Here is a 25,534-nt window from a genome sequence, read left to right on the forward strand (position 1 = left end):
TGACTGTATACCAATACATTATTAGTCCTTAGTCGCTTCGCGGTAGGGCCAAACATAGGTAACTAAATGATAATTTGTATGGCAACAAGAGTAGGAATTTTCGATTGAGCTAACGAACCGAAATAAGGGAGGGGCAAAAAGCTTTTAGCCAGATGAACAGTTCGATGGTCGTAAAGATTGTCATTGTTGCAACTGTGACCGTTGGCGACATGGCCGCTCTTTCACATCCATGTGATCGCGGCATTTACACTTCCGTGTGCTGCAGATGCCGCCGTCGAGCCCTCAGGGACGAGTTTATGGCGTGTCACAGGGGAAACAATGACAATTCATCCTACACACCTGACGACATACTTATCTAGTTTTAGGGCATATCCTCTTCGTTAAAACCTAATACCCAGACTCTAAATAGCACTTTGAGCTTGGCTACTTTATCATTAGCGCTTTATTGCCCTTATTACAGCCTTAGTTGCGACTCAGCTTGAGTGTATTCCTGTTTACGCATCCAGCACCTGTGTCGACTCTCTTGAAAGGATATCTGCATGACTTCCCATACCACGCCTTCTATTACTGAGCTTTCAGCAACATCATTTTCTGCAACCGATGTTGCGCCGCTACTGAAGATTATGGAGAAGCTGCGCGATCCGCAAACGGGTTGCCCATGGGATAAAGCCCAGACTTATCAAACCATAGTGCCTTTTACCCTCGAAGAGGCCTATGAGGTGGCTGACACGATTGAGCGTTTAGCCCTAGACGAATTGCCCGATGAGCTGGGGGATTTATTATTCCAAGTGGTGTTTTATTGCCAGCTTGGCAAAGAGCAGGGCAGGTTCGATTTCAGCACTGTCGTCAATAAAATCACCGATAAATTGACCCGCCGTCATCCCCATGTGTTTGGTGAAGCTACGTTTGAGGCGGATGCCAGTAGTCAGCAGATGAAGGCCAATTGGGAAGCAATCAAAGCTAGCGAGCGTGAACAAAAGGCTCTGGCGGCTGGGGTGGCTTCATCAAGCGAGGTTTCTGTGCTTGATGATATTCCGCGCGCGCAGCCGGCGTTATCGCGTTCAATCAAAATTCAGCAGCGGGTCGCGCGTGTCGGGTTCGATTGGCCTGAGCTTGAGCCAGTGGTCGCAAAAATCCATGAAGAAATTGGTGAAGTGCTGGCGGAGGTGAATCAGCCAACGCTCGACCAAGCCAAAGTACAGGCCGAAATGGGCGACTTATTATTTGCGGTGGTGAATTTGGCGCGTCATTTAAAGGTGGATCCAGAACAAGCACTGCGCCAAGCCAATGTTAAATTTGAACGCCGTTTTAAAGGTGTAGAGGCATTTGCAAGACAAAATAATAAAGCATTAGAAGAACATAGCTTAGAAGAGTTAGATGCCTATTGGGATAAGGTTAAACAGGGCGAGCCAAGATAAAGGGCAAATTATCCGGATTGGTGTTTGTCGAATGGCAACACCTTTGGTATACTACTGCCCCGTCCTAGTGCTTTCTTACAAGCACGTATTTTCAAACTCATTTTCTCAGGTTCAGCATGACTACAAGGTATATCTTCGTTACTGGTGGTGTGGTTTCATCACTAGGTAAAGGCATTGCAGCCGCTTCATTAGCCGCAATTTTAGAGGCCCGTGGTCTCAATGTAACCATCATGAAACTGGACCCATACATTAACGTTGATCCAGGTACCATGAGCCCAACGCAACATGGTGAAGTGTTTGTGACTGAGGACGGCGCAGAAACAGACCTTGACCTTGGCCACTATGAGCGTTTCATCCGCACTAAGATGAACCGTCGCAACAACTTCACTACGGGTCGTATTTACGAGGAAGTGTTGCGTAAAGAGCGTCGCGGTGACTATTTAGGCGCGACGATTCAGGTGATCCCACACATCACTAACGCGATCAAAGAAAAAGTGATTGCAGGTGGTGAAGGTCACGATGTGGCTATCGTTGAAATCGGTGGTACTGTGGGTGATATCGAATCACTGCCATTCCTTGAGTCTATCCGCCAATTAGGCGTTGAACTGGGCCGCGATCGTACCCTGTTTATGCATTTAACCTTAGTGCCATTCCTTGGCGCTGCGGGTGAAGTGAAAACGAAACCGACTCAACATTCTGTCAAAGAATTGCGTTCTATCGGTATTGCACCGGATGTGCTGATCTGCCGTGGCGACCGTGCGATTCCTGCCAACGAGCGTGCGAAGATTTCGTTATTCTGTAACGTTGAAGAACGTGCGGTTATTTCATTAAAAGACGTCGACAGCATCTACAAAATCCCAGCGCTGCTGCGCTCACAGGGGTTAGATGATCTAGTCGTTAAGCGTTTTGGCTTAGAGTGCCGCGAAGCCGACTTGTCTGAGTGGGAAAACGTGATTTACCAAGAAGCCAATCCAAACGGCGAAGTCGTGATTGGTATGGTCGGTAAATACATCGAACTGCCAGACGCCTATAAGTCAGTCAACGAAGCATTAAAACACGCGGGTCTGAAGAACCGTGTATCTGTGAGCATCAAGTATATTGACTCACAAACCGTTGAAGCGAAAGGCGATGAAGTGCTGCAAGGTTTAGACGGTATCTTAGTCCCAGGCGGCTTCGGTGAGCGCGGTGTGGAAGGTAAGATCCTGGCGGCTAAATATGCCCGTGAAAACGAGCTGCCGTACTTTGGTATCTGTTTAGGTATGCAAGTGGCGCTGATTGAATTTGCTCGTAACGTTGCTGGCATGGCCGACGCACACTCAACTGAATTCAATAAAGCAACGCCATTCCCAGTGGTTGGTTTAATCACTGAATGGGTTGACGAAGAAGGTAACGTTGAACAACGCCATGAGGCCTCTGATTTAGGTGGCACTATGCGTTTAGGTGCGCAGTTATGTCACCTGCTTGAAGGTTCAAAAGCGGCGCAAGCGTACAAAGGTAACACTTGTGTTGAACGTCACCGTCACCGTTACGAAGTGAACAACAAGTACAGAGAACGTTTAGAGCAAGCGGGCCTAGTATTTAGTGGTTTATCTTCTGACCGTAAACTGGTTGAGATGATTGAGCTTAAAGATCATCCTTGGTTTGTAGCGGGTCAATTCCACCCAGAATTCACTTCGACCCCACGCGATGGTCATCCATTGTTCGAAGGTTTCGTTGCTGCCGCAAGTGCACATCAAAAACGTGATCTGAAGAAATAAATTTTAAGGCCGGACCCGCGACAGTGGGCCCGGCCTTTTGTTACACTCAGGCCGCGTAATCATGAGTCAAAACTCATACCCATGTGTATAAACGACATGCGTATAGACGGAAATAGTAAACGGAATTTAAAGATTTTGGTCGTACTCTACATCTGTTAATTCCCATTGGTATTGGTTTTTTCTTTTCTCTTTTAAACTTAAATCGAGGGTAATATGGCTAAGATTATTAACGTGATTGGTCGCGAGATTATGGATTCTCGTGGTAACCCAACAGTTGAAGCCGAAGTGCATTTAGAAGGTGGTTTTATCGGTATGGCGGCTGCGCCATCTGGTGCTTCTACCGGTAGCCGCGAAGCGCTGGAACTGCGTGATGGCGACAAGAGCCGTTACTTAGGTAAAGGCGTATTAACGGCTGTGGCTAACGTAAACGGTCCTATCCGTGCAGCGTTAATCGGTAAAGATGCGACTGCACAAGCTGAACTTGATCAAATCATGATCGACTTAGACGGCACTGAAAACAAAGACAAGTTAGGCGCTAACGCGATTCTGGCTGTGTCTTTAGCGGCGGCAAAAGCGGCTGCAGCATTCAAAGGCATGCCTCTATACGCTCACATTGCTGAATTGAACGGCACTCCTGGCCAATACGCTATGCCAGTGCCTATGATGAACATCCTTAACGGTGGCGAGCACGCGGATAACAACGTTGATATCCAAGAGTTCATGGTTCAACCTGTTGGCGCGAAAAACTTCCGCGAAGCTTTACGTATGGGCGCTGAGATTTTCCACACCCTGAAAAAAGTACTGCACGGTAAAGGTTTAAGCACTTCTGTGGGTGACGAAGGTGGTTTCGCACCTAACCTGTCTTCTAACGCTGATGCATTAGCGGTAATCAAAGAAGCTGTTGAATTAGCAGGTTACAAGCTGGGTACTGACGTGACTCTGGCATTAGACTGCGCTGCTTCTGAGTTCTACAAAGACGGTAAATATGATCTGTCTGGCGAAGGTAAAGTATTCGATTCAAACGGTTTCTCTGACTTCCTGAAATCACTGACTGAGCAATATCCAATCGTCTCTATTGAAGACGGTCTGGACGAGTCAGATTGGGATGGTTGGGCATACCAAACTAAGATCATGGGCGACAAGATCCAATTAGTGGGCGACGATTTATTCGTAACTAACACTAAGATCTTAACCCGTGGTATCGAGAATGGCATCGCTAACTCAATCTTGATCAAGTTCAACCAAATCGGTTCATTAACTGAAACCTTAGCGGCTATCCGTATGGCAAAAGCAGCGGGTTACACTGCGGTGATTTCACACCGTAGTGGTGAAACTGAAGACGCGACTATCGCTGATTTAGCGGTAGGTACTGCGGCTGGTCAAATCAAGACCGGTTCACTGTGCCGTTCTGACCGTGTTGCTAAATACAACCAATTGCTGCGTATCGAGGAGCAATTAGGTGAAAAAGCGCCATACCGTGGTTTGAAAGAAATCAAAGGTCAGGCGTAATTTAGTCGTCTGATGTAAAAAGGCCACCACTTGGTGGCCTTTTTTGTTGTACTATCTGCAGTATATTTTTTTAATTCAAGATACTGACGCTAATTCCTCCATGAAATTCTTTGTCATTGCACTCATAGTGCTTCTCGGTTTGCTGCAATATCGGCTGTGGTCGGGCGATAACAGCCTGCCCGAATACTTTGTTCTGCAAAAACAGATCGCGGCTCAGCAAGAAGGTAATGCAAAACTCAATGAGCGTAATCAAGTGCTTAAAGAGGAAATTATCGACCTTAAGAGTGGCACCGAAGCGATTGAAGAGCGGGCGCGTAACGAGCTAGGCATGGTGAAAGAAGGCGAAACCTTCTATCGCGTGGTAGGCGGTGACCGTTCAGTATCGAGTCCCTCGCAGTAACGGAGCGCCTATGGATACCGTATTAGAGGCCGCGCCGCAGGTCGAAACCCAAGTAGCTGTTCAAATTGATCCTTTCTCGCACCATGTGGTGGCGATTGTGCCCGCCGCGGGGATTGGCAGCCGCATGGGCGCGGGCAAACCCAAGCAATATTTAACCTTGCAGGGACAAAGCATTCTGGCCCATACCTTAGATAAATTATTGTCCCATCCGCAAATTAACCAAGTGATTGTGGCGCTGCATCCTGAGGATACCGAGTTTGCCGCGTTGCCTCAGGCCAAGCATCCCAAGCTGGTGACTGTTATTGGCGGCTCTGAGCGCGCCGACTCGGTGCTGGCGGCACTCGATAAGGCGCCTGATAATGGTTGGGCTTTAGTTCACGATGCGGCCAGACCCTGCCTGACGGCGCAAGACATAGATAAATTGTTGGCATCGCGGGTGCATTTTCCCCAAGGGGCGATTTTGGCCATGCCAGTGCGGGATACCATGAAGCGCGCCAATAGCTTAGGTGAAATTATCTCGACCGTTTGCCGCGATAATCTCTGGCATGCGTTGACGCCGCAGTTATTCCCAACCTCCTTGTTGCGATTACATTTAAAAGCAGCGCTTGCCGCGGGGGCCGTCGTGACCGATGAAGCCTCGGCGATGGAGTGGGCGGGCATTTCCCCTGGTTTGGTCGCTGGACGGGCGGATAACATTAAAGTCACCCATCCCGATGATTTGGAGTTGGCAGAGCTTTTTTTACTGCGCGCGAATGCTTGAAGCCAAGCAGAGTGAATTGCGCAATCTATTAAATACGTTAGGAAATAAGTAATGAAAATCCGAATCGGCCATGGTTTTGATGTCCATAAATTTGGTGAAGCGCGCCCGTTAATTTTATGTGGGGTCGAAGTCCCTTACGAAACTGGGTTGGTGGCTCATTCCGACGGTGATGTGGTGTTGCATGCCATCTCCGATGCCATTCTAGGGGCGATGGCCCTTGGGGATATTGGTAAACATTTCCCCGATACCGATGCCGCCTATAAGGGCGCCGATAGTCGCGTCTTGCTGCGACACTGTTATGCGTTAGCGCGGGCGAAGGGATTTGAGCTGGGTAATCTGGATGTCACTATCATTGCCCAGGCGCCTAAGATGGCGCCGCATATCGAGGATATGCGCCAAGTGTTGGCGGCCGATCTTAATGCTGACATTGCCGATATCAACGTTAAGGCCACCACCACAGAAAAACTCGGCTTTACCGGCCGTAAAGAAGGCATTGCGGTCGAAGCCGTTGTATTACTCAGCCGCCAATAGCCTGAAACTTTAAGAGATAAGAAAGACCCATGAGCGAACTACATTACCTGTATGGCAAACCGACGGCCACCGCCGATTTAAGAACCGTTAACAGCGACTTTATCGTGAAAGAGATTTTGCCTTTTAGCCCGTCGGGCGAGGGCGAGCATCATTTAGTCCACATACGTAAGGATGGGTTGAATACGGTGCAAGTGGCTGAAATGCTGGCCAAGTTCGCTAAGGTTCATCCCAAAGAAGTGACCTATGCCGGACAAAAAGATAAAAATGCCATCACAGAACAGTGGTTTGGCATTCGTATCCCAGGTAAAGAAACCCCGGCGTGGAGCGAGCTAAACAGCGAGCGTTTAACCATTTTATCCAGTAGTCGTCACAGCAAAAAATTACGTATTGGCGCGCTCTTGGGCAACCGCTTTATTCTTACCCTGCGCAATGTCACAAACGTGGAAGACATTATCAGCCGCATCGAAAAAGTTAGCCAAATTGGTGTGCCTAACTATTTTGGTGAGCAGCGTTTCGGCCACGATGGTAAAAACCTCGTGATGGGACGGCAAATGCTGGCGGGCAAAAAGGTGAAAGACCGTAATAAGCGCAGCATGTATCTGTCTGCGGTGCGCTCCAATCTGTTCAATACCGTTGTTTCCTATCGTTTGGCGAATCATGGCACTAAACCCTTAGCGGGGGATTGCGTGATGCTGGCGGGCAGTAAGAGCTTTTTCGTCACGCCAGAATGGGACTTAGTGGTATTAAAACGCTTGATTGAGAAGGATATTCAGCTTTCTGCGCCACTCTGGGGACGCGGAAAAATGCTGCCGCAGGGCGAAGCTGCCGAGGTTGAAACCCTCGCCATGGCAGAGCTGAGCGAAGATTGCTACGGCCTTGAGCACGCGGGGCTTGAACAAGAGCGTCGCCCATTGCTGCTTGAACCTCAAGGCCTTAAATACGAGCAAACCACGGACGGATTAGTGCTCGAATTTATCTTACCTGCGGGTAGCTTTGCGACATCGCTGTTAAGAGAGTTGGTTGATTATCAAGATGTGAAAGAGCTGCAATGGCAAGCGACAGTCATGCCTGATGCGAATGATGCTGAGGCTAATACTGCAACAGTGAGTCAGACGGCTGAGCTCAATACCCCAGAGACCAGTGCGCCAAAGCATGATGAGTCCGCTTCATGATCCGCATCCTAGTCAGTAATGATGATGGGGTGAATGCTCCGGGGATCAAAGCCTTAACCGAGGCGCTCGCCGAAATCGCTACTGTGATGACGGTCGCGCCCGATCGTAATTGCTCCGGCGCAAGTAACTCTTTAACCTTGACTAACCCATTAAGAATTAATAGGTTAGATAATGGTTATATTTCGGTTCACGGTACCCCCACGGATTGCGTTCACTTAGCCATACGTGAGCTGTGTGATGGTGAGCCGGATATGGTGGTGTCGGGCATCAATGCTGGCGCGAATATGGGGGATGACACTTTATATTCGGGCACAGTAGCGGCGGCGATGGAGGGGCGTTTTTTAGGTTTCCCCGCCGTTGCGATTTCGCTCAATGGTAAGGCATTAAAGCATTATCACACCGCGGCTGTGTATGCGCGGCGGATCGTGCAGGGGCTGTTAGCTCATCCGATTGCTAGCGATCAGATCCTCAATATTAATGTGCCTGACTTACCGCTCGATGAGATTAAAGGGATCAGGGTGACGCGCTTGGGTGCACGGCATAAGGCCGAAGGCATAGTGCGAACGCAGGATCCTGCGGGAAAAGAGATTTTTTGGCTTGGCCCACCGGGTGTAGAACAAGATGCGAGTGAAGGAACGGACTTCCATGCGGTAGCCCATGGTTATGTGTCGATCACTCCCTTAACCGTGGACTTGACCGCGTATAGACAATTATCGGTATTGCAAGATTGGGTAGATAAAATATGACTCGAGTTGCCTTAACATCGGCGGTGAATTTAGCTAAAAAGCTTCAGGAGGCGGGGATCCGCCATCCAGCCGTTCTTAAGGCAATATCCCATACCCCGCGCGAACTGTTTCTTGATAATGCGTTGGCCCATAAAGCCTATGAAAATACTGCCTTGCCCATAGGTCAAGGACAAACCATTTCTCAGCCTTATATCGTCGCGCGTATGACAGAGTTACTGCTCCAACATCAGCCGCAAAAGGTACTTGAGGTGGGAACGGGCTCTGGCTATCAAGCGGCAATCCTCGCGCAATTGGTGCCAGAACTGTGCACCATTGAGCGTATCAAAGGGTTACAGATCCAAGCGAGGCAAAGATTAAAGCGACTCGATCTGCATAATGTGTCATTCAAATATGGCGATGGTTGGCAGGGCTGGCCGAATCGCAGTCCCTTTGATGGTATTATGGTCACGGCGGCAGCGGCCAAGGTTCCCGAAGCCTTATTGTCCCAGCTAGCCGAAGGCGGCGTATTAATTATCCCCGTTGGTGAAGAGACGCAGCAATTGATGCGCTTTACCCGCCGCTCGGACCGTTTTAGTTCCGAAGTGATCGAAACCGTCAAGTTTGTTCCCTTGGTCAATGGCGAGCTCGCTTAAGTTATGCGCTTAAGTTTTTAGCTTTAGGTCACTTCGTTAAATACTTGACCTTTATAATTAGGTAAAACAGTAAGATAGCCCTAAAGAGGAGTTTTTATTGTTGAATGTGGGTTTACTCTTAAACCTCAGTTTAGTGTTGTTGCTTGCGGGCTGTAGCTTTCAGGCGAGTCGCCCCGCACCTGTCGAAAGTCTTTCCCACAGTTATTCCAAACATAACAAAGGCCACATTAAATCTAATTCATATAAAGTTAAGAAAGGTGACACCCTTTACTCGATCTCTTGGGCTGCAGGTAAAGATTTCGCCGAAATTGCTAAAATTAATCAATTAGATAAATCGTACACCATCTACCCTGGACAGATTCTATATTTAACGAATGATCGCGGGCAAAATGGCAAAGGCTCTACAACTTTAGGTGGAAGTAATTCTGCCTCTAAAGGGCAAAATAAAGCTAATTCTCTTGATAAACAATCAGCTAGTAACAATTCTTCCGCGAAAAACTTGTCAAGTGAACAGCAGAAAAAAACACTTGATCAGAAAGCCAAGCCTGCGTATTCTGCAACAAGCTCTCAACAAAATGTTAACCCTTCGATCGTCGCCCCGACATCAACACTGCCAGACAGTGTCAGTCAGTGGCAATGGCCAGTAAGAGGTAAATTGATTGGGACATACTCTGCCAATGAGCAGGGAAATAAAGGAATTAAGATCGCAGGAAAACGCGGAGATATCATCAAAGCCGCTGCAGATGGGCGGGTGGTATACGCAGGTAGTGCTCTTAGGGGTTATGGTAATTTAGTGATTATTAAACATAGTGACGATTACCTTAGTGCCTATGCTCATGCAGATCAGATCTTAGTCGAAGAAAAGCAACATGTCCTCGCTGGACAGACAGTTGCAAAAATGGGCAGTACAGGTACTAATCAGGTAATGCTTCGCTTCGAGATCCGTTACCACGGTCAGTCTGTTAACCCACTTAATTATTTACCTAAGCAATGATTGTTTAGGGCCTTGTTGGCATGGAGGATAAAAAATTGCAGTAATTCAAGCAGTTTACATTAGGTTTGGGAGATTTGATCATGAGCCGCATAAATAGCACTGCCGCAGAAGAACTAGTAGATTTTTCCGTAGATACCGCAGAGTTTGATCTCGATAAAGAGGATATTGCCGCTGATTTAGTTCAAGAACTAGGACTCGAACAACAGGTTCAAGATGACCTGCAAAAAAATCTTGATGCCACCCAGCTCTATTTAGGTGAAATAGGGTTTTCCCCACTGCTTAGCGCAGAAGAAGAAGTTTACTTTTCCCGTAAGGCCTTAAAAGGCTGCGAAAAATCCCGTAATCGCATGATTGAGAGTAACCTGCGACTCGTGGTTAAAATTGCCCGCCGTTACAATAATCGTGGCCTAGCGCTGCTGGATTTAATCGAAGAGGGTAATCTTGGCTTGATCCGTGCGGTGGAAAAATTCGATCCAGAAAGAGGCTTCCGTTTCTCAACCTATGCGACTTGGTGGATCAGACAAACGATTGAACGTGCCATCATGAATCAAACCCGCACGATTCGCTTGCCAATCCATGTTGTAAAAGAACTCAACGTGTATTTACGTACGGCTCGGGAATTAGCGCAAAAACTTGACCACGAACCTACGGCAGAAGAAATTGCCGAGAAACTGCAAGTATCCAGTGTTGACGTCAGCCGTATGCTGAAGCTCAATGAGAAGATCACCTCTGTCGATATCCCCTTAGGTGGCGATAACGACAAGGCGTTACTCGATGTGCTTGCCGATGACGACAACGTAGGCCCAGACTATAAAGTACAAGATGAAGACATTTCGAACTCAGTGGTGAAATGGCTTAACGAACTCAATACCAAGCAAAGAGAAGTGTTAGCGCGCCGCTTTGGCTTATTAGGTTATGAACCCTCAACCCTTGAAGACGTCGGTGCTGAAATTGGCCTCACCCGTGAACGTGTTCGCCAAATTCAAGTGGAAGCCCTAAAACGCCTACGTGATTTGCTGGGCGCTCAAGGTCTCTCCGTAGAGGCACTCTTTAGAAACTAAGGTTTAGAAATTAGGCTTAGAAATTAAGGTTCAGAGAGAAAAGTTAAGAGACTAAAGTTTAGAGATTAAAGTTTCGATATTTAGCCTTAAACCAGTTCAACAAGTCATAAAAAACGCCCAATTTTCAGGGCGTTTTTTTATGCTTTTGCGTTTATGCTATCGCGAGTTTTTCACTCAATGTATTAACTCAAGCGTTTTAGCTCGTAGAGTAAATCCAGCGCCTGTTTTGGGGTCAGGTTATCAGGATTGATGGCTTTTAATTTGCTGACGGCGGGATTCTCCACTGGCTCAGGCAGGGCGAGCAGGGTTTGGATCGGTGCCCTAGTGCCGTTAACATTAGCACCTTCCACTTGATGATCGCGGCTCTCAAGCTGATGTAACTTGTGTTTTGCCGCCTTAATCACCCGAGCTGGCACCCCGGCAAGGGCCGCAACTTGTAGGCCATAACTCTTACTGGCCGCACCTTCTTGCACCGCATGCATAAAGGCGATGGTGTCTTCGTGCTCAATCGCATCGAGGTGCACGTTATAGACGCCAGCCATGAGTTCCGGTAATTGTGTTAACTCGAAATAATGGGTCGCAAACAGCGTCATCGCACCGACCTGCTGCGCTAAATATTCCGCTGCGGACCAAGCTAATGAAAGACCATCGTAGGTTGAGGTGCCACGGCCAATTTCATCCATCAAGACTAAACTTTGTGCGGTCGCATTGTGGAGGATATTTGCCGTTTCAGTCATTTCCACCATAAAGGTTGAGCGACCAGAGGCGAGATCGTCTGAGGCGCCAATCCGAGTAAAAATCCGATCGATAGGGCCAATGATGGCGCGATCTGCTGGCACAAAGCAGCCAATGTGTGCCATTAGCGTAATAAGCGCTACTTGGCGCATGTAGGTCGATTTACCGCCCATGTTTGGACCGGTGACAATTAACATCCGGCGTTGATTGTGCAGGGTGACAGGGTTGGCGATAAAAGGCGTTTGACTCACACGCTCGACCACTGGATGGCGACCCGCTTCGATTTTTACTCCGATTTCGCTGCTCAGTTCTGGGCAGGTATAGCCTAAGGTTTCGGCACGTTCGGCAAAGTTACTCAGCACATCGAGTTCGGCTGCGGCTCTGGCAAAGGCTTGTAGCTCATGCAACTTGGGGAGGATTAAATCAAACAATTCGTCCCAAAGTTGTTTTTCAAGGGCGAGCGCTTTGCCTTGGCTCGACAGCACTTTTTCTTCGTATTCCTTTAGTTCAGGCGTGATGTAACGCTCCATATTCTTAAGGGTTTGACGGCGCTGGTAATTTAATGGCACTTGTTGTGATTGCAGGCGACTGACTTCGATGTAGTAGCCATGCACTCGGTTGTAGCCAACCTTCAACGTGGCAATGCCGGTACGCTCTTTTTCCCGCGCCTCGAGCTGAACCAGATAATCTGTGGCTCCTTCACTTAAGCCACGCCATTCATCTAGCTCGGCATTGTAGCCTTCACGGATCACGCCGCCATCACGGATAAGCATGGGCGGATTATCGACAATGGCTCGCTCAAGCAGTTGTTGCTCTTCGGGAAACTCACCTAAGAGTTGGCCTAGTTTCACCGTATGGGGCGCACTTAACTGCGCGAGTGTATGTTGCAACTGAGGCAATAGGTTTAATGCTTGGCGTAGGCGGGCAAAATCCCTTGGACGAGCGGTACGCAGCGCCAGCCTTGCCATGATACGTTCAATATCGCCTAGGGCTTTAAGCTGCTCATGCAATGACTCATGGACAGTGGTCTCGAGCAACTCATTTACGGCCGTTTGGCGAGCAAAAATCTGGGCATGGTCTCTTAGCGGCTGATGGATCCAGCGTTGCAACATCCGGCTGCCCATTGCGGTGGCGGTATTGTCGAGCACTGCTGCTAGGGTGTTATCTCGACCACCACTCAAATTTTGTGTCAGCTCGAGGTTACGGCGCGTTGCCGCATCCAAGACAATCGTATCGGTTTGATTGAAACGGGTAATGGCATTGATATGGGGTAGGGCGGTGCGCTGGGTGTCTTTTACATATTGCATCAAGCAGCCAGCCGCCTGTAGCGAAAGCCTTGCATCGGTAATCCCAAAGCCGTGCAAATCCTTAGTGCCAAATTGTGCCAGCAGCAGTTTAATGCTGGTATCGTAATCAAACTCCCACTCGGGGCGGCGACGCTTGCCTTTAAAATGGTGCAATAGCTCCATCGCGCCAAAATCTTCGCTATAGAGAATTTCGACCGGATTGGTACGTTGCAGCTCGGCTTCGAGGGACTCTTTTGTCTCTAATTCTGCAATCACGAAACGGCCGGAAGACACATCGAGGGTCGCGTAGCCAAAACCGACTTTACCTTGGTAAACCGCGGCTAACAGATTGTCTTGTCTCTCCTGCAATAGCGCTTCGTCGGTCAAAGTACCTGGGGTGACGATGCGCACCACTTTTCGCTCAACTGGGCCTTTTGAGGTAGCAGGATCGCCAATCTGCTCACAGATCGCGACTGATTGACCAATTTGAACCAATTTGGCCAGATAGCCTTCAACGGCATGGTAAGGGATACCCGCCATCGGGATCGGGTCACCGCCACTTTTGCCGCGGGCCGTAAGGGAAATGCCCAATAATTCAGAGGCTCGTTTTGCGTCATCATAGAAGAGTTCATAGAAGTCACCCATACGATAAAACAGCAGCATGTCGTGATGCTCGGCTTTCATGGTCAAATATTGACGCATCATAGGGGTATGTTTTTCTAAATCATCGGTATCTATAGGATTCATTAAATCGTTTTCGTCCGTTATGCCGGCCCAAAGCGGGGAAATAAGTCGTACAGTAATGGGATAAAAAATCAGTGGATGTGCACTATTACTGTCTAAAATAAATTGACGCCAATCTTAGCAATAATTTTCTGAAAATTGACCCTTAAACCATGGATATTCACTGATATCCTGACAAATCTGCAGCACGAGTCGGTAAAAGCTTGTCTCAACGGGAAAATTTTCTGACTGAAAAATAAATCATTCACAGGTCTTGATACTGTATGATTGTACAGTATACTAGTCAGCAGATTATGACAAAGAGCCTCGCTTTTTGTATTACCCGCTTTATTAAATTGAATATCACTTTTGACAGTACTGATACTGTCTTGATGAGGGAACAGGAATGAAGGTCGATCCAAACAAAGAGAAAGCACTTGCTGCGGTATTGAGCCAAATTGAAAAGCAATTTGGTAAAGGCTCCATCATGAAGCTGGGCGAAGACCGCTCTATGGATGTTGAGACTATTTCTACTGGTTCACTTTCCCTTGACGTCGCCTTAGGGGCTGGCGGTTTACCAATGGGACGTATCGTTGAGATCTATGGTCCCGAATCATCAGGTAAAACGACGCTGACATTAGAAGTGATTGCCGCTGCTCAGCGCGAAGGTAAAACCTGTGCCTTTATCGACGCCGAGCACGCGCTAGACCCTATCTATGCTAAAAAGTTAGGCGTAGATATCGATAACTTACTGTGTTCACAACCCGATACCGGCGAACAAGCCCTTGAGATCTGTGATGCGTTAACCCGTTCTGGCGCGGTAGATGTGATCATCGTTGACTCGGTTGCGGCATTAACACCCAAAGCGGAAATTGAAGGTGAAATTGGTGACTCACACATGGGCCTAGCGGCGCGTATGATGAGCCAAGCGATGCGTAAGCTCGCGGGTAACCTCAAGCAATCGAATACACTATTAATCTTCATTAACCAAATTCGTATGAAGATTGGTGTGATGTTTGGTAACCCAGAAACCACAACGGGCGGTAACGCGCTGAAGTTCTACGCTTCTGTTCGTCTCGATATTCGCCGTACTGGTGCTATCAAAGAAGGCGATGAAGTGGTGGGTAACGAGACGCGCGTTAAAGTGGTTAAAAACAAGGTTGCCGCGCCGTTTAAACAAGCTGAGTTCCAAATTCTTTACGGTCAAGGTATCAACCGTACTGGTGAGTTAGTCGATTTAGGTGTTGCCCATAAACTGATTGAAAAAGCCGGTGCATGGTACAGCTACAAGGGTGACAAGATTGGTCAAGGCCGTGCAAATGCCGGTAAATATCTGACTGAAAACCCAGCAATTGCCGCTGAAATCGATAAAACACTGCGTGAGTTACTGCTGAGTAACCCAAGCGCTATGTCTTCATCTTCTTCTGATGATGAAAACAGCGAAGGCAATGTTGATTTCGAAACAGGCGAAGTATTCTGAGCCAGTCAGCCCGTCAAATCGCGGTCGCGCTGTTAGCGCGCCGCGACTATTCCCGCCAAGAAATCCGCTCCAAACTGCTCGAAAAAGGTTTTGAGGTCGTTGATATCGATCCCGTGCTCGATGATTGTGAAGCGTCGGGTTTTATCAATGATAAGCGTTATGCCGAGCTTCTTGTTCGTAGCCATATTGCCCGTGGCCATGGGCCTATTCGTATCCGTCAAGCCATTGCTCAAAAAGGGCTTTCAAAGGATTGTATCGAAGCCGCCTTATCTGCAAATGAGCATGATTGGTTTGAGTTAGCAAAAGCCAAAGCCATCAAAAAATATGTAACCCCTAAAGTCACCGAGGTTAAAGGCTCGCAATCCCGGGAGTTAGTGGCGAAAGAAAAAGCCAAACGGGTGCGGTTTTTACTGAGCCAAGGCTTTAATTACGAACAAGTCTCCTACGCCTTAGATTACGACCCTTTGGCAGATAATGACGACTAACGTCATGGCATAAACTCGCCGCCCTTGGCTTGTCTGGTCATTGTCCTTTACGTTCGGCCGACGTGCTGATCCGGCTCATCGACTCCTCTTTACCGCTTGGCCTTTGTGATAAGCCATGTCTTAGCGGCAAACTCACCGAAAATATGAGATTCCTAAGCCTATATCGCTATTCAAGGCTGGTCGTCTTTCCTCAGTCTGCTTATAATGCTGGGCAAATAGAAATACGGCTACCTTATGGTGTAGCTGGTCATGCTTACCCAATTCAGGACGATTTCATGTATCAAACGACAGCAGCGCTTAGAAGTGCTTTCCTCGAATTTTTCCGCAGCAATGGTCACCAAGTTGTGGACAGTAGTTCTCTTGTACCAGGCAACGATCCCACGCTTTTATTCACTAACGCCGGTATGAACCAGTTCAAGGACGTGTTTCTTGGCATGGACAAACGTAGCTATACACGTGCGACCACTGCCCAACGCTGCGTCCGTGCGGGTGGTAAACACAACGATTTAGATAACGTTGGTTACACCGCGCGTCACCATACTTTCTTCGAAATGCTGGGTAACTTCAGCTTTGGTGATTACTTCAAAGAAGATGCTATTCACTTTGGTTGGACCTTCCTGACTGAAGTCTTGAAGCTGCCAAAGGAGCGTCTGTGTGTGACTGTTTACCAAACAGACGATGAAGCCTTTGAAATTTGGAATAAAAAGATTGGTGTTGCCGCTGAGAACATCATTCGCATCGGCGATAACAAGGGCGCGCCATACGCTTCAGATAACTTCTGGCAAATGGGTGATACGGGTCCTTGTGGTCCATGTACCGAAATTTTCTACGACCACGGCGACCACATTTGGGGCGGACGTCCTGGTAGCCCAGAAGAAGATGGCGACCGTTTCATTGAAATCTGGAACATCGTATTCATGCAATACAATCGCCAAGCGTCTGGTGAAATGTTGCCGCTGCCAAAACCCTCTGTTGATACCGGTATGGGCATCGAGCGTATTGCTGCGATTATGCAGGGCGTTCATTCAAACTACGAAATCGATATTTTCCGCGCCTTGATTGCCAAAGCGGCCGAAATCATCGGTGTGACTGATTTAACTAACAAGTCACTGCGCGTTATTGCCGACCATATCCGTTCATGCGCCTTCTTAGTTGCCGATGGTGTGATGCCATCAAACGAAGGTCGTGGCTATGTGTTGCGTCGTATTATTCGCCGCGCCGTGCGTCATGGTAACAAGTTAGGGGCCACCGAAGCCTTCTTCTACAAGTTAGTTCCGACGTTAATTGAAGTGATGGGCGATGCTGCTAAAGGTCTTGCCGATACCCAAGTGATTGTTGAAAAAGCCCTTAAAGCCGAAGAAGAGCAGTTTGCCCGTACGCTTGAGCGTGGTTTAGGTATTCTGGATAGCGCGTTAAACGAATTGCAGGGCGATACCTTGGACGGTGAAACCGTCTTCAAACTGTACGATACCTACGGCTTCCCAGTGGATTTAACCGCTGACGTATGCCGTGAGCGCAACATTATCGTCGACGAAGCGGGCTTTGAAGTTGCGATGGCTGAACAACGTAGTCGCGCTCAAGCCGCGGGTAACTTCGGCGCCGATTACAACGCAGCTCTCAAGATTGATGAAGAAACGTCCTTCTGCGGTTACACCGAATTAGCGGGCGAAGGCAAGGTAGCTGCACTGTATGTTAACGGTGAATCAGTAGATTCAATCTCTGCCGGCACTGAAGCGGTTGTAGTGTTAGATGTGACGCCATTCTACGCAGAATCAGGTGGTCAGGTTGGCGATAAAGGTGTTCTGGTAGCCGAAGGTGTTGAGTTCGTTGTAAACGACACTCAAAAATTCGGTCAAGCCTCTGGTCATAAGGGCACATTAACAGCTGGCACTATCAGTGTTGGTCAAGCTATTGAAGCCAAAGTGGACAAAAAACTGCGTCACCGCACTCAGTTAAACCACTCAGTTACTCACTTATTACACGCCGCACTGCGTCAAGTATTAGGCACTCACGTTACTCAAAAAGGTTCGTTAGTTGATCCTGAGCGTTTACGTTTCGACTTCTCTCATTTCGAAGCCGTCAAACCTGCGGAATTAAAACAGGTTGAAGAGTTAGTCAACACCCAAATTCGCCGTAACCATGAGCTGAAAGTCGCTGAAATGGCGATTGATGAAGCGAAAGAAAAAGGCGCGATGGCGCTGTTCGGTGAGAAATATGATGCCGAGGTGCGTGTTGTCACTATGGGCGATTTCTCTATCGAACTGTGTGGTGGTACTCACGTTGGCCGTACCGGTGACATTGGTCTGTTCAAAATTACCTCTGAAGGCGGTATTGCTGCGGGCGTTCGCCGTATCGAAGCGGTAACCGGCGCTGCGGCGATGGCCTATGTGGCACAGCAACAAGCGCAACTTGAAGAAGCTGCAGCACTGCTGAAAGGCGATACTCAATCGGTTGTGGCTAAGCTGAAAGCGCAACTGGATAAAATGAAGCAACTTGAAAAAGACATGCAGCAACTAAAAGATAAGTTAGCTGCAGCAGCGAGTGCGGATTTAGCCGGTGATGCCGTTGTGGTTAATGGCGTAAATGTGCTGATTAAGAAGCTTGAAGGCGTTGAAGCAGGTGCACTGCGTGGCCTGCAAGATGAGTTAAAGCAAAAGCTGAAATCCGCCGTTATCCTGCTTGGTGTGGCTCAAGAAGGCAAAGTGAACCTTATCGCGGGCGTGAGCAACGACTTAGTCGGTAAAGTGAAGGCCGGTGAACTGGTTGCAATGGTTGCTGCGCAGGTGGGTGGTAAAGGCGGTGGTCGCCCTGATATGGCCCAAGCGGGTGGTAGCCAACCAGAAAATCTGGATGCGGCACTGTCTCAAGTATTACCTTGGATTACTGAGCGTTTAGCTTAAGAGGTTGCTGTGCTCGAAAAACGAAAGCTTAGTGGTAGCAAGCTTTTTGTGAAGAAGTTTGGTGGCACTTCGGTGGGTTCGATTGAACGCATCGAAGTGGTTGCCGAGCAAATTGCAAAGTCCGCTCACAATGGTGAGCTGCAGGTCTTGGTGCTTTCTGCGATGGCAGGGGAGACCAACAGACTATTTGCGCTTGCGGCGCAAATCGATCCCCGCGCGAGTGCGCGGGAACTCGATATGCTGGTCTCGACGGGAGAGCAAATCAGTATTGCGTTAATGGCGATGGCGTTACAACGTTGCGGCATTAAGGCGAGATCCCTGACTGGCGATCAAGTGCAAATTCATACAAACAGTCAGTTTGGTCGGGCGAGTATTGAGCGTGTCGATACGGCATACTTAACCTCCTTGCTAAACGACGGTATTGTGCCGATTGTGGCTGGCTTTCAAGGTATCGATCCCAATGGTGATGTGACAACCTTAGGGCGCGGTGGTTCTGATACTACGGCGGTGGCACTTGCTGCGGCGTTAAAAGCCGATGAATGCCAAATCTTTACCGATGTGCCTGGTGTCTTTACTACCGATCCGAATATCGACAGCAGTGCCAGACGCCTCGATGTGATTGGTTTTGATGTGATGCTAGAAATGGCTAAACTCGGCGCTAAGGTGTTGCATCCCGATTCGGTTGAATACGCACAACGTTTTAAAGTGCCACTGCGTGTATTGTCGAGCTTTGAGGCGGGACATGGGACATTGATCCAATTTGGTGACGAATCAGAGCTGGCGATGGCTGCATCCGTGCAAGGTATTGCGATTAATAAGGCGCTCGCGACCTTAACCATAAAAGGGTTGTTTACCAGCAGTGAGCATTATCAAGCACTGTTAGCCTGTTTGGCACGGCTTGAGATCGATGTTGAATTTATTACCCCGCTCAAACTCAATGAAACCTCAGCAGCCGAATGTGTCAGTTTTATGCTGGCCGAAGCCAAGGTCGATATTTTATTGCATGAGCTAGAGCTTTTAAGCGAAAGTCTTGATCTAGGCCAATTGATTGTTGAGCGCCAACGTGCAAAAGTGTCTTTAGTTGGCAAAGGTTTACAGGCAAAAGTTGGATTATTGACTAAGATGTTAGATGTATTGGGTAATGAAACAATCCATGCTAAGTTACTTTCGACATCGGAGAGTAAATTGTCAACTGTGATCGATGAAAGGGACTTGCACAAGGCGGTTCGGGCGTTACATCACGCCTTTGAGCTAAATAAGGTGTAATTAAATAACTGTTTGAGTATTGAATACTATTAATTTGTACTCAGCTGACCCTATAATATGCCCATCTACCGGATGAGTGCCGTGTGTAAGCTGAATTAAGACATAAAGGAGCTATCGAATGCTGATTTTGACTCGTCGTGTTGGCGAAACACTGATGATTGGTGATGAAGTCACAGTTACAGTGCTAGGGGTAAAAGGCAATCAAGTGCGTATTGGTGTGAATGCACCGAAAGAGGTTTCTGTCCACCGTGAAGAGATCTACCAACGCATTCAATCTGAAAAATCAGGTACACCTTCAGAAGGTGGTAACTTTTAATACGGCGTTTAGGCGAGTATTAACGACATAGAAGAGTCAGTTTTTTAACTGGCTTTTTTATTTTTTGAACCGAAAGATTGGCGCAAATCAACACATTGGATTGATATAACAGCAATGTGATTAAAAACGCTTCAAACAGAAGTTGTTTCAGAAAAAGGGTTTGACTTATTTTCGTCAAACAGTAATATGTGCGCCAAGAAAACGGAGAGGTGGCCGAGTGGCCGAAGGCGCTCCCCTGCTAAGGGAGTATGGGCTTTATCTCCCATCGAGGGTTCGAATCCCTCCTTCTCCGCCATTTCTTACCGATAAAAGTGCGCGTGTAGCTCAGCTGGATAGAGTACCTGGCTACGAACCAGGCGGTCGGAGGTTCGAATCCTTCCACGCGCACCATTTTATTGAAGCAAGATAGATACAAGTCGCGCATGTAGCTCAGCTGGATAGAGTACCTGGCTACGAACCAGGCGGTCGGAGGTTCGACTCCTTCCATGCGCACCATCTCTGCATTAGTTATGTTTAACTCATCAGGTTTGAATTTCAGACGAAATTTTGTAATCAATGCTTCAAGTAAGTGTTTTAAGCGCGTGTAGCTCAGCTGGATAGAGTACCTGGCTACGAACCAGGCGGTCGGAGGTTCGAATCCTTCCACGCGCACCATATTCAATCTTAATGCGAATGTGTTGAGATAACAGTTAAAAATGCGCATGTAGCTCAGCTGGATAGAGTACCTGGCTACGAACCAGGCGGTCGGAGGTTCGACTCCTTCCATGCGCACCAATTCGCAGGCAAAGCCTTAGCTTTGTTAGCAAAACGCAAAAATCGCGCGTGTAGCTCAGCTGGATAGAGTACCTGGCTACGAACCAGGCGGTCGGAGGTTCGAATCCTTCCACGCGCACCATTTTAGTAAGCATTAGCTTACAAATGCAGATTTTGCGGAGAGGTGGCCGAGTGGCCGAAGGCGCTCCCCTGCTAAGGGAGTATGGGCTTTATCTCCCATCGAGGGTTCGAATCCCTCCTTCTCCGCCATTCTATTCCTAGTGAATAGATTTAATTTGCGAGACTTAAGGGCTTCTTCTAGACTCAAGTCTGTCGGTAAGGTAGCAACTTACCCAGTATTTAAGCGCGTGTAGCTCAGCTGGATAGAGTACCTGGCTACGAACCAGGCGGTCGGAGGTTCGAATCCTTCCACGCGCACCATCTACTTAATTAGATTTAGATAAGCCCTGCAAGTGATTGCAGGGCTTTTTTAATGGGATTTTTCCGCATAATATCGCTTCAATCCTTATCTCTTCCTAAGCTTTAGCACCTTGATAATCCGCCTCTTACGCCACGTTATGGTTAATCCAAGACCCTATGCTTCAAGCGGTAATGTTTATCGCGCTAGCTTGCTGTTTAGCTCCTATAAAGGGATAGCTGTAAGGGGTATCTTGACTCGCAAGCTGAGCTGTAAAAGAGTGACTGAGAGATAAGCATGGAACAAGGGATTGCTGAGTGACTTTGCGTCTTAGGGACGAGTCCTGAGAGAGGTTTGAAGAGTGTTAACGCGATTTAGGATGGAGCAATTTAGGACGGATCAGGGGAAATAAAAAGGGCTGTAAAATACAGCCCTTTTTAGCGTAGATGTTGTGATTAGGCTTCTAGCTTAGCAAACTCGGCTTTTTGCTCTTTTAGTTTGTCCATATCGCGGCTCAGATCGGCCATTTTAGCGCGTTCTTTCTCAATCACGGCTGGCGGCGCTTTCGCCACGAAGCCTTCATTGGACAACTTGCCTTCGATACGGGCAATCTCTTGAGTCAGCTTTTCTAGCTGCTTGTCGATACGAGCCATTTCGGCCTCCACATCCACCAGACCTGCCATCGGAATTAATAATTCCATTTCGCCAATCAGACCTGTGGTCGACATAGGCGCCGTTTCACCTTCGCCAAGAATCGTCATGCTCTCTAAGCGCGCAAGCGTTGTGAAGAAGGCTTGGTTAGCCTCAACACGGGCTTGGTCTTGGGCACTCACGCCACGCAGTAGGGCATTTAATGGCTTAGAAGGCGCGATATTGAGCTCTGCACGGATATTACGTACTGCAACAATCACTTGCTTAACCCACTCGAGGTCGGCCATCGCGGTCGCATCTACTTTGGCTGCATCATAGCTTGGGAATGGTGCCAGCATGATGGTGTCGCCTTGGGCGCCAGTCAGTGGTTTAACGCGTTGCCAGATGGTTTCAGTGATGTATGGCATCATTGGGTGCATCAGACGTTGCATCGCTTCTAACACATTGACCAGCGTATGTCGGGTGCCGCGCATTTGCGCTTCATTGCCGTTTTGCAGTACAGGCTTAGTTAACTCTAAGTACCAATCGCAGAACTGGTTCCAAGTGAACTCGTACAAGGTGTTAGCTGCGAGGTCGAAGCGGTAGTTTGCCATGTGGTCGTCGTAGGTTTTTACGGTTTGGTTGAATAAACCGATAATCCAGCGATCCGCCAATGACAGTTCCATCTCACCGCCTTGGTAATCCGGTGAGTTAGGGCCGCAATCTTGGCCTTCGGTATTCATCAGCACGTAGCGTGACGCGTTCCAAAGTTTGTTACAGAAGCTGCGGTAACCGTCTAAGCGCTTCATGTCCCAGTTTATATCACGGCCAGTTGAGGCCATTGCCGCTAGGGTAAAGCGCAGGGCATCGGTACCGTGGGCTTCGATACCATTTTCGAACTCTTTACGAGTGCTCTTTTCAATCTTGGCGGCCAGTTGTGGCTGCATCATATTGCCGGTACGTTTTTCAACGAGGGCTTCAAGATCGATACCGTCGATCATATCCAATGGGTCAAGTACGTTGCCCTTGGATTTTGACATCTTGTTACCCGCTTCATCGCGAATAAGGCCAGTCACATAAACGGTTTTAAACGGCACCTGTGGCTTGCCGTCTTCATCTTTGATGAAGTGCATGGTCATCATGATCATACGGGCAACCCAGAAGAAGATGATGTCAAAACCTGTTACCAACACATCGGTCGGGTGGAAGGTTTTTAAATCTTCAACATTGTCAGGCCAGCCTAAGGTCGAGAATGTCCACAGAGCAGAGCTGAACCAAGTATCCAGTACGTCTTCATCTTGGCGCAGGGCGATAGCATCATCGATATTGTGCTTAGCACGCACTTCGGCTTCGTTGCGGCCAACATACACCTTACCGTTAGCATCGTACCAAGCGGGGATGCGGTGACCCCACCATAATTGGCGAGAGATACACCAATCTTGAATGTCACGCATCCAAGAGAAGTACATGTTTTCGTATTGCTGCGGCACAAACTTAATATCGCCATTTTCAACGGCTTCGATAGCGGTTTTCGCCATAGGCGCAACGGCAACGTACCATTGGTCGGTTAGCATTGGCTCAATAACTACGCCAGAGCGGTCACCGTAGGGCACTTTTAGGCCGTGTGGCGCGATTTTTTCGAGCAGACCTAAGGTTTCAAACTCGGCCACGATAGCATCACGGGCTTTGAAACGGTCAAGACCTGCGAAACGCTCTGGCAGGCTACCATCTAAGCTAGTGTTGATTGTGCCATCGGTATTAACGACTTCGGCGGATGTACGAATGGCCGCATCTAAGGTCAACACGTTGAACATAGGAAGCTTGTGACGTTTACCGACTTCATAGTCGTTAAAGTCGTGGGCAGGGGTGATCTTCACACAGCCTGTGCCAAACTCCATGTCTACATAGTCATCGGCAACGATAGGGATGCGACGATTAACGATAGGCAGCAGAATAAACTTGCCGATAAGCGCTTGATAACGCTCATCGTTTGGATGAACTGCTACCGCGCTATCGCCCAGCATAGTTTCAGGACGCGTGGTAGCGACTTCGAGGTAATCTTTACCGTCTGCGGTCAGCTCGCCATCGGCTAATGGATAACGTAGGTGCCACATGTGGCCTTGCTTTTCTTTGTTTTCCACTTCGAGATCTGAAATCGCGGTGTGCAGCTTAGGATCCCAGTTCACTAAGCGTTTACCACGGTAAATCAAATCATCTTCATAGAGACGGACAAACACTTCTTGAACGGCTTTAGACAAGCCTTCGTCCATAGTGAAGCGCTCACGGTCCCAATCCACAGAGGCGCCCATACGACGTAGCTGCTTAGTGATGGTGCCGCCAGATTGCGCTTTCCATTCCCATACTTTTTCCATGAAAGCATCGCGGCCAAGGTCATGGCGGCTTTTGCCTTCTTCGGCTTCAAGCTTACGCTCAACTAGCATCTGAGTCGCAATACCCGCATGGTCAGTACCGACTTGCCACAGGGTGTTTTTACCCTTCATGCGTTGGTAGCGGATCAGAGTATCCATGATGGTATCTTGGAAAGCGTGGCCCATGTGCAGGCTGCCCGTCACGTTAGGTGGCGGGATCATGATGCAATAGTTGCCCTGTGAGGCATCGCCGTGGGGCTTAAAGTAACCTTGCTCTTCCCAGTTTTGGTAAAGAGTCTGCTCAATGGACTGAGGATCGTATGTTTTTTCCATGGGAACGTATCTGTCTCAAGCTAAATTAAGTGGATGTGTTGCTAAATTTTGGGTTGTTAATTCAATCCCTAAGCCACGATATTGGCGGTAGCGTTCACGTGCTATCGCTTTATGTTGGTCGTCATTAGCCACAAAATCGAAGATTTGACCAAAGTTTACCGCAAACGGAGGTACTTGGTCTGCAAGATTAATCAGAAGTTGGCGACTTTTGTTTGGCCCGAGTCTGTCAAAACCGATTTCAACGGGTGAGCCTGTGGTTGGGCCTTCACCTTTGAGGTTATGGGGGACAAATGCACTGGGTTCAAATTGCCATAGTAACTCGTCGATTTCGAAGGCGATGTTCTTGTCCTGACAGTGAATATAGACCTGCTGCTGGTTTATAAATCCCTGTTGGGCTAGGCGGCAAGCCAACTGATACATGTCACTAAGGGCCGTGTTCTCGCCCATCGGCGGCAGTAAATAAAACAGCGCTTGAGTCATGATTTCAATGCCTTGCTTTAAGTTATAGACGAACGGGTTAGTCTACACTAAAACTCGTGCAGGGTTAACGCTTGGCACTGGGCTTTTTCGCGGGAGATTGAGCGACGGGGAGAGGGGGGGACTTAAAACGTTACTGTGCCAACTGTGCACAGCTTAAGTACAAGCTTAAGGCTAAGATCTTATATATGAATGGTTAAACGACTAGGGAAGGATATAGGGATATAAAAGCAAAGCGCACCCGAAGGTGCGCTGGTTGAAAGACTGGTCAAACAAACTATTCCTCCTAGGTTATTGAGCATTGTTATTAAAGGATTTATTGACGCTTTGTGAATAAACAAACCGATATCGCATTAGCTTTTGTTTATTCAGTAGTTAACTCA

At 48.2% G+C, this 25,534-nt stretch carries 19 protein-coding genes and 8 tRNA genes; 24 read left to right on the forward strand and 3 right to left on the reverse strand.

The window, feature by feature from the left end; genetic code table 11:
• The first annotated feature begins 539 nt into the window (after positions 1-539).
• The 11 genes from mazG (at position 540) to rpoS (ending at position 10,980) form a co-directional block, all read left to right on the forward strand.
• Complete coding sequence (mazG, locus tag K0H59_RS05990; RefSeq protein ID WP_088210811.1) at positions 540-1,418, forward strand: nucleoside triphosphate pyrophosphohydrolase; 879 nt, start codon at positions 540-542, stop codon at positions 1,416-1,418.
• A gap of 116 nt (positions 1,419-1,534) precedes the next feature.
• On the forward strand, positions 1,535-3,175 hold the full coding sequence (locus K0H59_RS05995; RefSeq protein ID WP_023267550.1) for a CTP synthase: 1,641 nt from the start codon (positions 1,535-1,537) through the stop codon (positions 3,173-3,175).
• Between the two features lie 213 nt (positions 3,176-3,388).
• Complete coding sequence (gene eno / locus K0H59_RS06000; RefSeq protein WP_011621904.1) at positions 3,389-4,684, forward strand: phosphopyruvate hydratase; 1,296 nt, start codon at positions 3,389-3,391, stop codon at positions 4,682-4,684.
• A gap of 100 nt (positions 4,685-4,784) precedes the next feature.
• Positions 4,785-5,084 carry a cell division protein FtsB gene (gene ftsB, locus K0H59_RS06005; protein ID WP_011625569.1) on the forward strand — a complete coding sequence of 100 codons (300 nt, stop codon included), beginning with the start codon at positions 4,785-4,787 and terminating at the stop codon, positions 5,082-5,084.
• A 10-nt stretch (positions 5,085-5,094) separates the two neighbouring features.
• Positions 5,095-5,844, forward strand: a complete 750-nt coding sequence (gene ispD / locus K0H59_RS06010) for a 2-C-methyl-D-erythritol 4-phosphate cytidylyltransferase (RefSeq protein WP_220054957.1) — start codon at positions 5,095-5,097, stop codon at positions 5,842-5,844.
• A gap of 51 nt (positions 5,845-5,895) precedes the next feature.
• Positions 5,896-6,375, forward strand: coding sequence for a 2-C-methyl-D-erythritol 2,4-cyclodiphosphate synthase (gene ispF / locus K0H59_RS06015; RefSeq protein ID WP_011621907.1), 480 nt, complete (start codon positions 5,896-5,898; stop codon positions 6,373-6,375).
• 29 nt (positions 6,376-6,404) lie between these two features.
• The gene (gene truD, locus K0H59_RS06020; protein ID WP_220054958.1) at positions 6,405-7,547 is read left to right on the forward strand and encodes a tRNA pseudouridine(13) synthase TruD; all 1,143 of its coding nucleotides are present in this window, start codon (positions 6,405-6,407) and stop codon (positions 7,545-7,547) included.
• Entirely contained in the window at positions 7,544-8,293 is a 750-nt protein-coding gene (surE, locus tag K0H59_RS06025) for a 5'/3'-nucleotidase SurE (RefSeq protein ID WP_220054959.1), read from the forward strand. Before truD ends, surE begins: the two co-directional genes overlap by 4 nt.
• Positions 8,290-8,925 (forward strand): protein-L-isoaspartate(D-aspartate) O-methyltransferase, encoded by a 636-nt coding sequence (locus K0H59_RS06030; RefSeq protein ID WP_011621910.1) that lies wholly within the window; start codon positions 8,290-8,292, stop codon positions 8,923-8,925. The genes surE and K0H59_RS06030 overlap by 4 nt, the downstream gene beginning before the upstream one ends.
• Positions 8,926-9,022: 97 nt before the next feature.
• On the forward strand, positions 9,023-9,919 hold the full coding sequence (locus tag K0H59_RS06035; RefSeq protein WP_220054960.1) for a peptidoglycan DD-metalloendopeptidase family protein: 897 nt from the start codon (positions 9,023-9,025) through the stop codon (positions 9,917-9,919).
• An 80-nt stretch (positions 9,920-9,999) separates the two neighbouring features.
• A complete protein-coding gene (gene rpoS / locus K0H59_RS06040) occupies positions 10,000-10,980 on the forward strand; it encodes an RNA polymerase sigma factor RpoS (protein WP_011621912.1) in 981 nt (326 codons plus the stop codon).
• Between the two features lie 182 nt (positions 10,981-11,162).
• Here the strand turns inward: rpoS and mutS are convergent, their stop codons facing one another.
• Positions 11,163-13,748: a DNA mismatch repair protein MutS gene (gene mutS, locus K0H59_RS06045; RefSeq protein ID WP_220054961.1), complete on the reverse strand. Its 2,586-nt coding sequence runs from the start codon at positions 13,746-13,748 to the stop codon at positions 11,163-11,165.
• A gap of 382 nt (positions 13,749-14,130) precedes the next feature.
• Here mutS and recA point away from each other — a divergent pair, with 382 nt between their 5' ends.
• The 13 genes from recA (at position 14,131) to K0H59_RS06110 (ending at position 21,365) form a co-directional block, all read left to right on the forward strand.
• On the forward strand, positions 14,131-15,204 hold the full coding sequence (gene recA, locus K0H59_RS06050) for a recombinase RecA (RefSeq protein WP_011716225.1): 1,074 nt from the start codon (positions 14,131-14,133) through the stop codon (positions 15,202-15,204).
• Between the two features lie 17 nt (positions 15,205-15,221).
• Positions 15,222-15,689, forward strand: a complete 468-nt coding sequence (locus tag K0H59_RS06055) for a regulatory protein RecX (RefSeq protein ID WP_408733577.1) — start codon at positions 15,222-15,224, stop codon at positions 15,687-15,689.
• Between the two features lie 275 nt (positions 15,690-15,964).
• A complete protein-coding gene (gene alaS, locus K0H59_RS06060) occupies positions 15,965-18,589 on the forward strand; it encodes an alanine--tRNA ligase (protein WP_220054962.1) in 2,625 nt (874 codons plus the stop codon).
• A gap of 9 nt (positions 18,590-18,598) precedes the next feature.
• Positions 18,599-19,855, forward strand: a complete 1,257-nt coding sequence (locus K0H59_RS06065) for an aspartate kinase (RefSeq protein ID WP_220054963.1) — start codon at positions 18,599-18,601, stop codon at positions 19,853-19,855.
• A 118-nt stretch (positions 19,856-19,973) separates the two neighbouring features.
• Positions 19,974-20,171: a carbon storage regulator CsrA gene (gene csrA, locus K0H59_RS06070; protein ID WP_006082602.1), complete on the forward strand. Its 198-nt coding sequence runs from the start codon at positions 19,974-19,976 to the stop codon at positions 20,169-20,171.
• A gap of 203 nt (positions 20,172-20,374) precedes the next feature.
• Positions 20,375-20,466, forward strand: a tRNA-Ser gene (locus K0H59_RS06075).
• An 18-nt stretch (positions 20,467-20,484) separates the two neighbouring features.
• A tRNA-Arg gene (locus tag K0H59_RS06080) sits at positions 20,485-20,561 on the forward strand.
• A gap of 28 nt (positions 20,562-20,589) precedes the next feature.
• Positions 20,590-20,666 (forward strand) — tRNA-Arg (locus K0H59_RS06085).
• 82 nt (positions 20,667-20,748) lie between these two features.
• Positions 20,749-20,825, forward strand: a tRNA-Arg gene (locus K0H59_RS06090).
• A gap of 43 nt (positions 20,826-20,868) precedes the next feature.
• Positions 20,869-20,945 (forward strand) — tRNA-Arg (locus K0H59_RS06095).
• Positions 20,946-20,989: 44 nt separating this feature from the next.
• Positions 20,990-21,066 (forward strand) — tRNA-Arg (locus K0H59_RS06100).
• Positions 21,067-21,102: 36 nt separating this feature from the next.
• A tRNA-Ser gene (locus tag K0H59_RS06105) sits at positions 21,103-21,194 on the forward strand.
• A 94-nt stretch (positions 21,195-21,288) separates the two neighbouring features.
• Positions 21,289-21,365, forward strand: a tRNA-Arg gene (locus K0H59_RS06110).
• A gap of 432 nt (positions 21,366-21,797) precedes the next feature.
• Here K0H59_RS06110 and K0H59_RS06115 read toward each other — a convergent pair.
• Both K0H59_RS06115 and K0H59_RS06120 read right to left on the reverse strand, forming a co-directional pair.
• Positions 21,798-24,674: a valine--tRNA ligase gene (locus K0H59_RS06115; protein ID WP_220054964.1), complete on the reverse strand. Its 2,877-nt coding sequence runs from the start codon at positions 24,672-24,674 to the stop codon at positions 21,798-21,800.
• Positions 24,675-24,689: 15 nt separating this feature from the next.
• Positions 24,690-25,154, reverse strand: coding sequence for a DNA polymerase III subunit chi (locus K0H59_RS06120; protein ID WP_023266576.1), 465 nt, complete (start codon positions 25,152-25,154; stop codon positions 24,690-24,692).
• Between the last annotated feature and the right edge of the window lie 380 nt (positions 25,155-25,534).

Source organism: Shewanella sp. FJAT-51649 (genome assembly GCF_019457435.1).
Classification (GTDB): domain Bacteria; phylum Pseudomonadota; class Gammaproteobacteria; order Enterobacterales; family Shewanellaceae; genus Shewanella; species Shewanella mangrovisoli.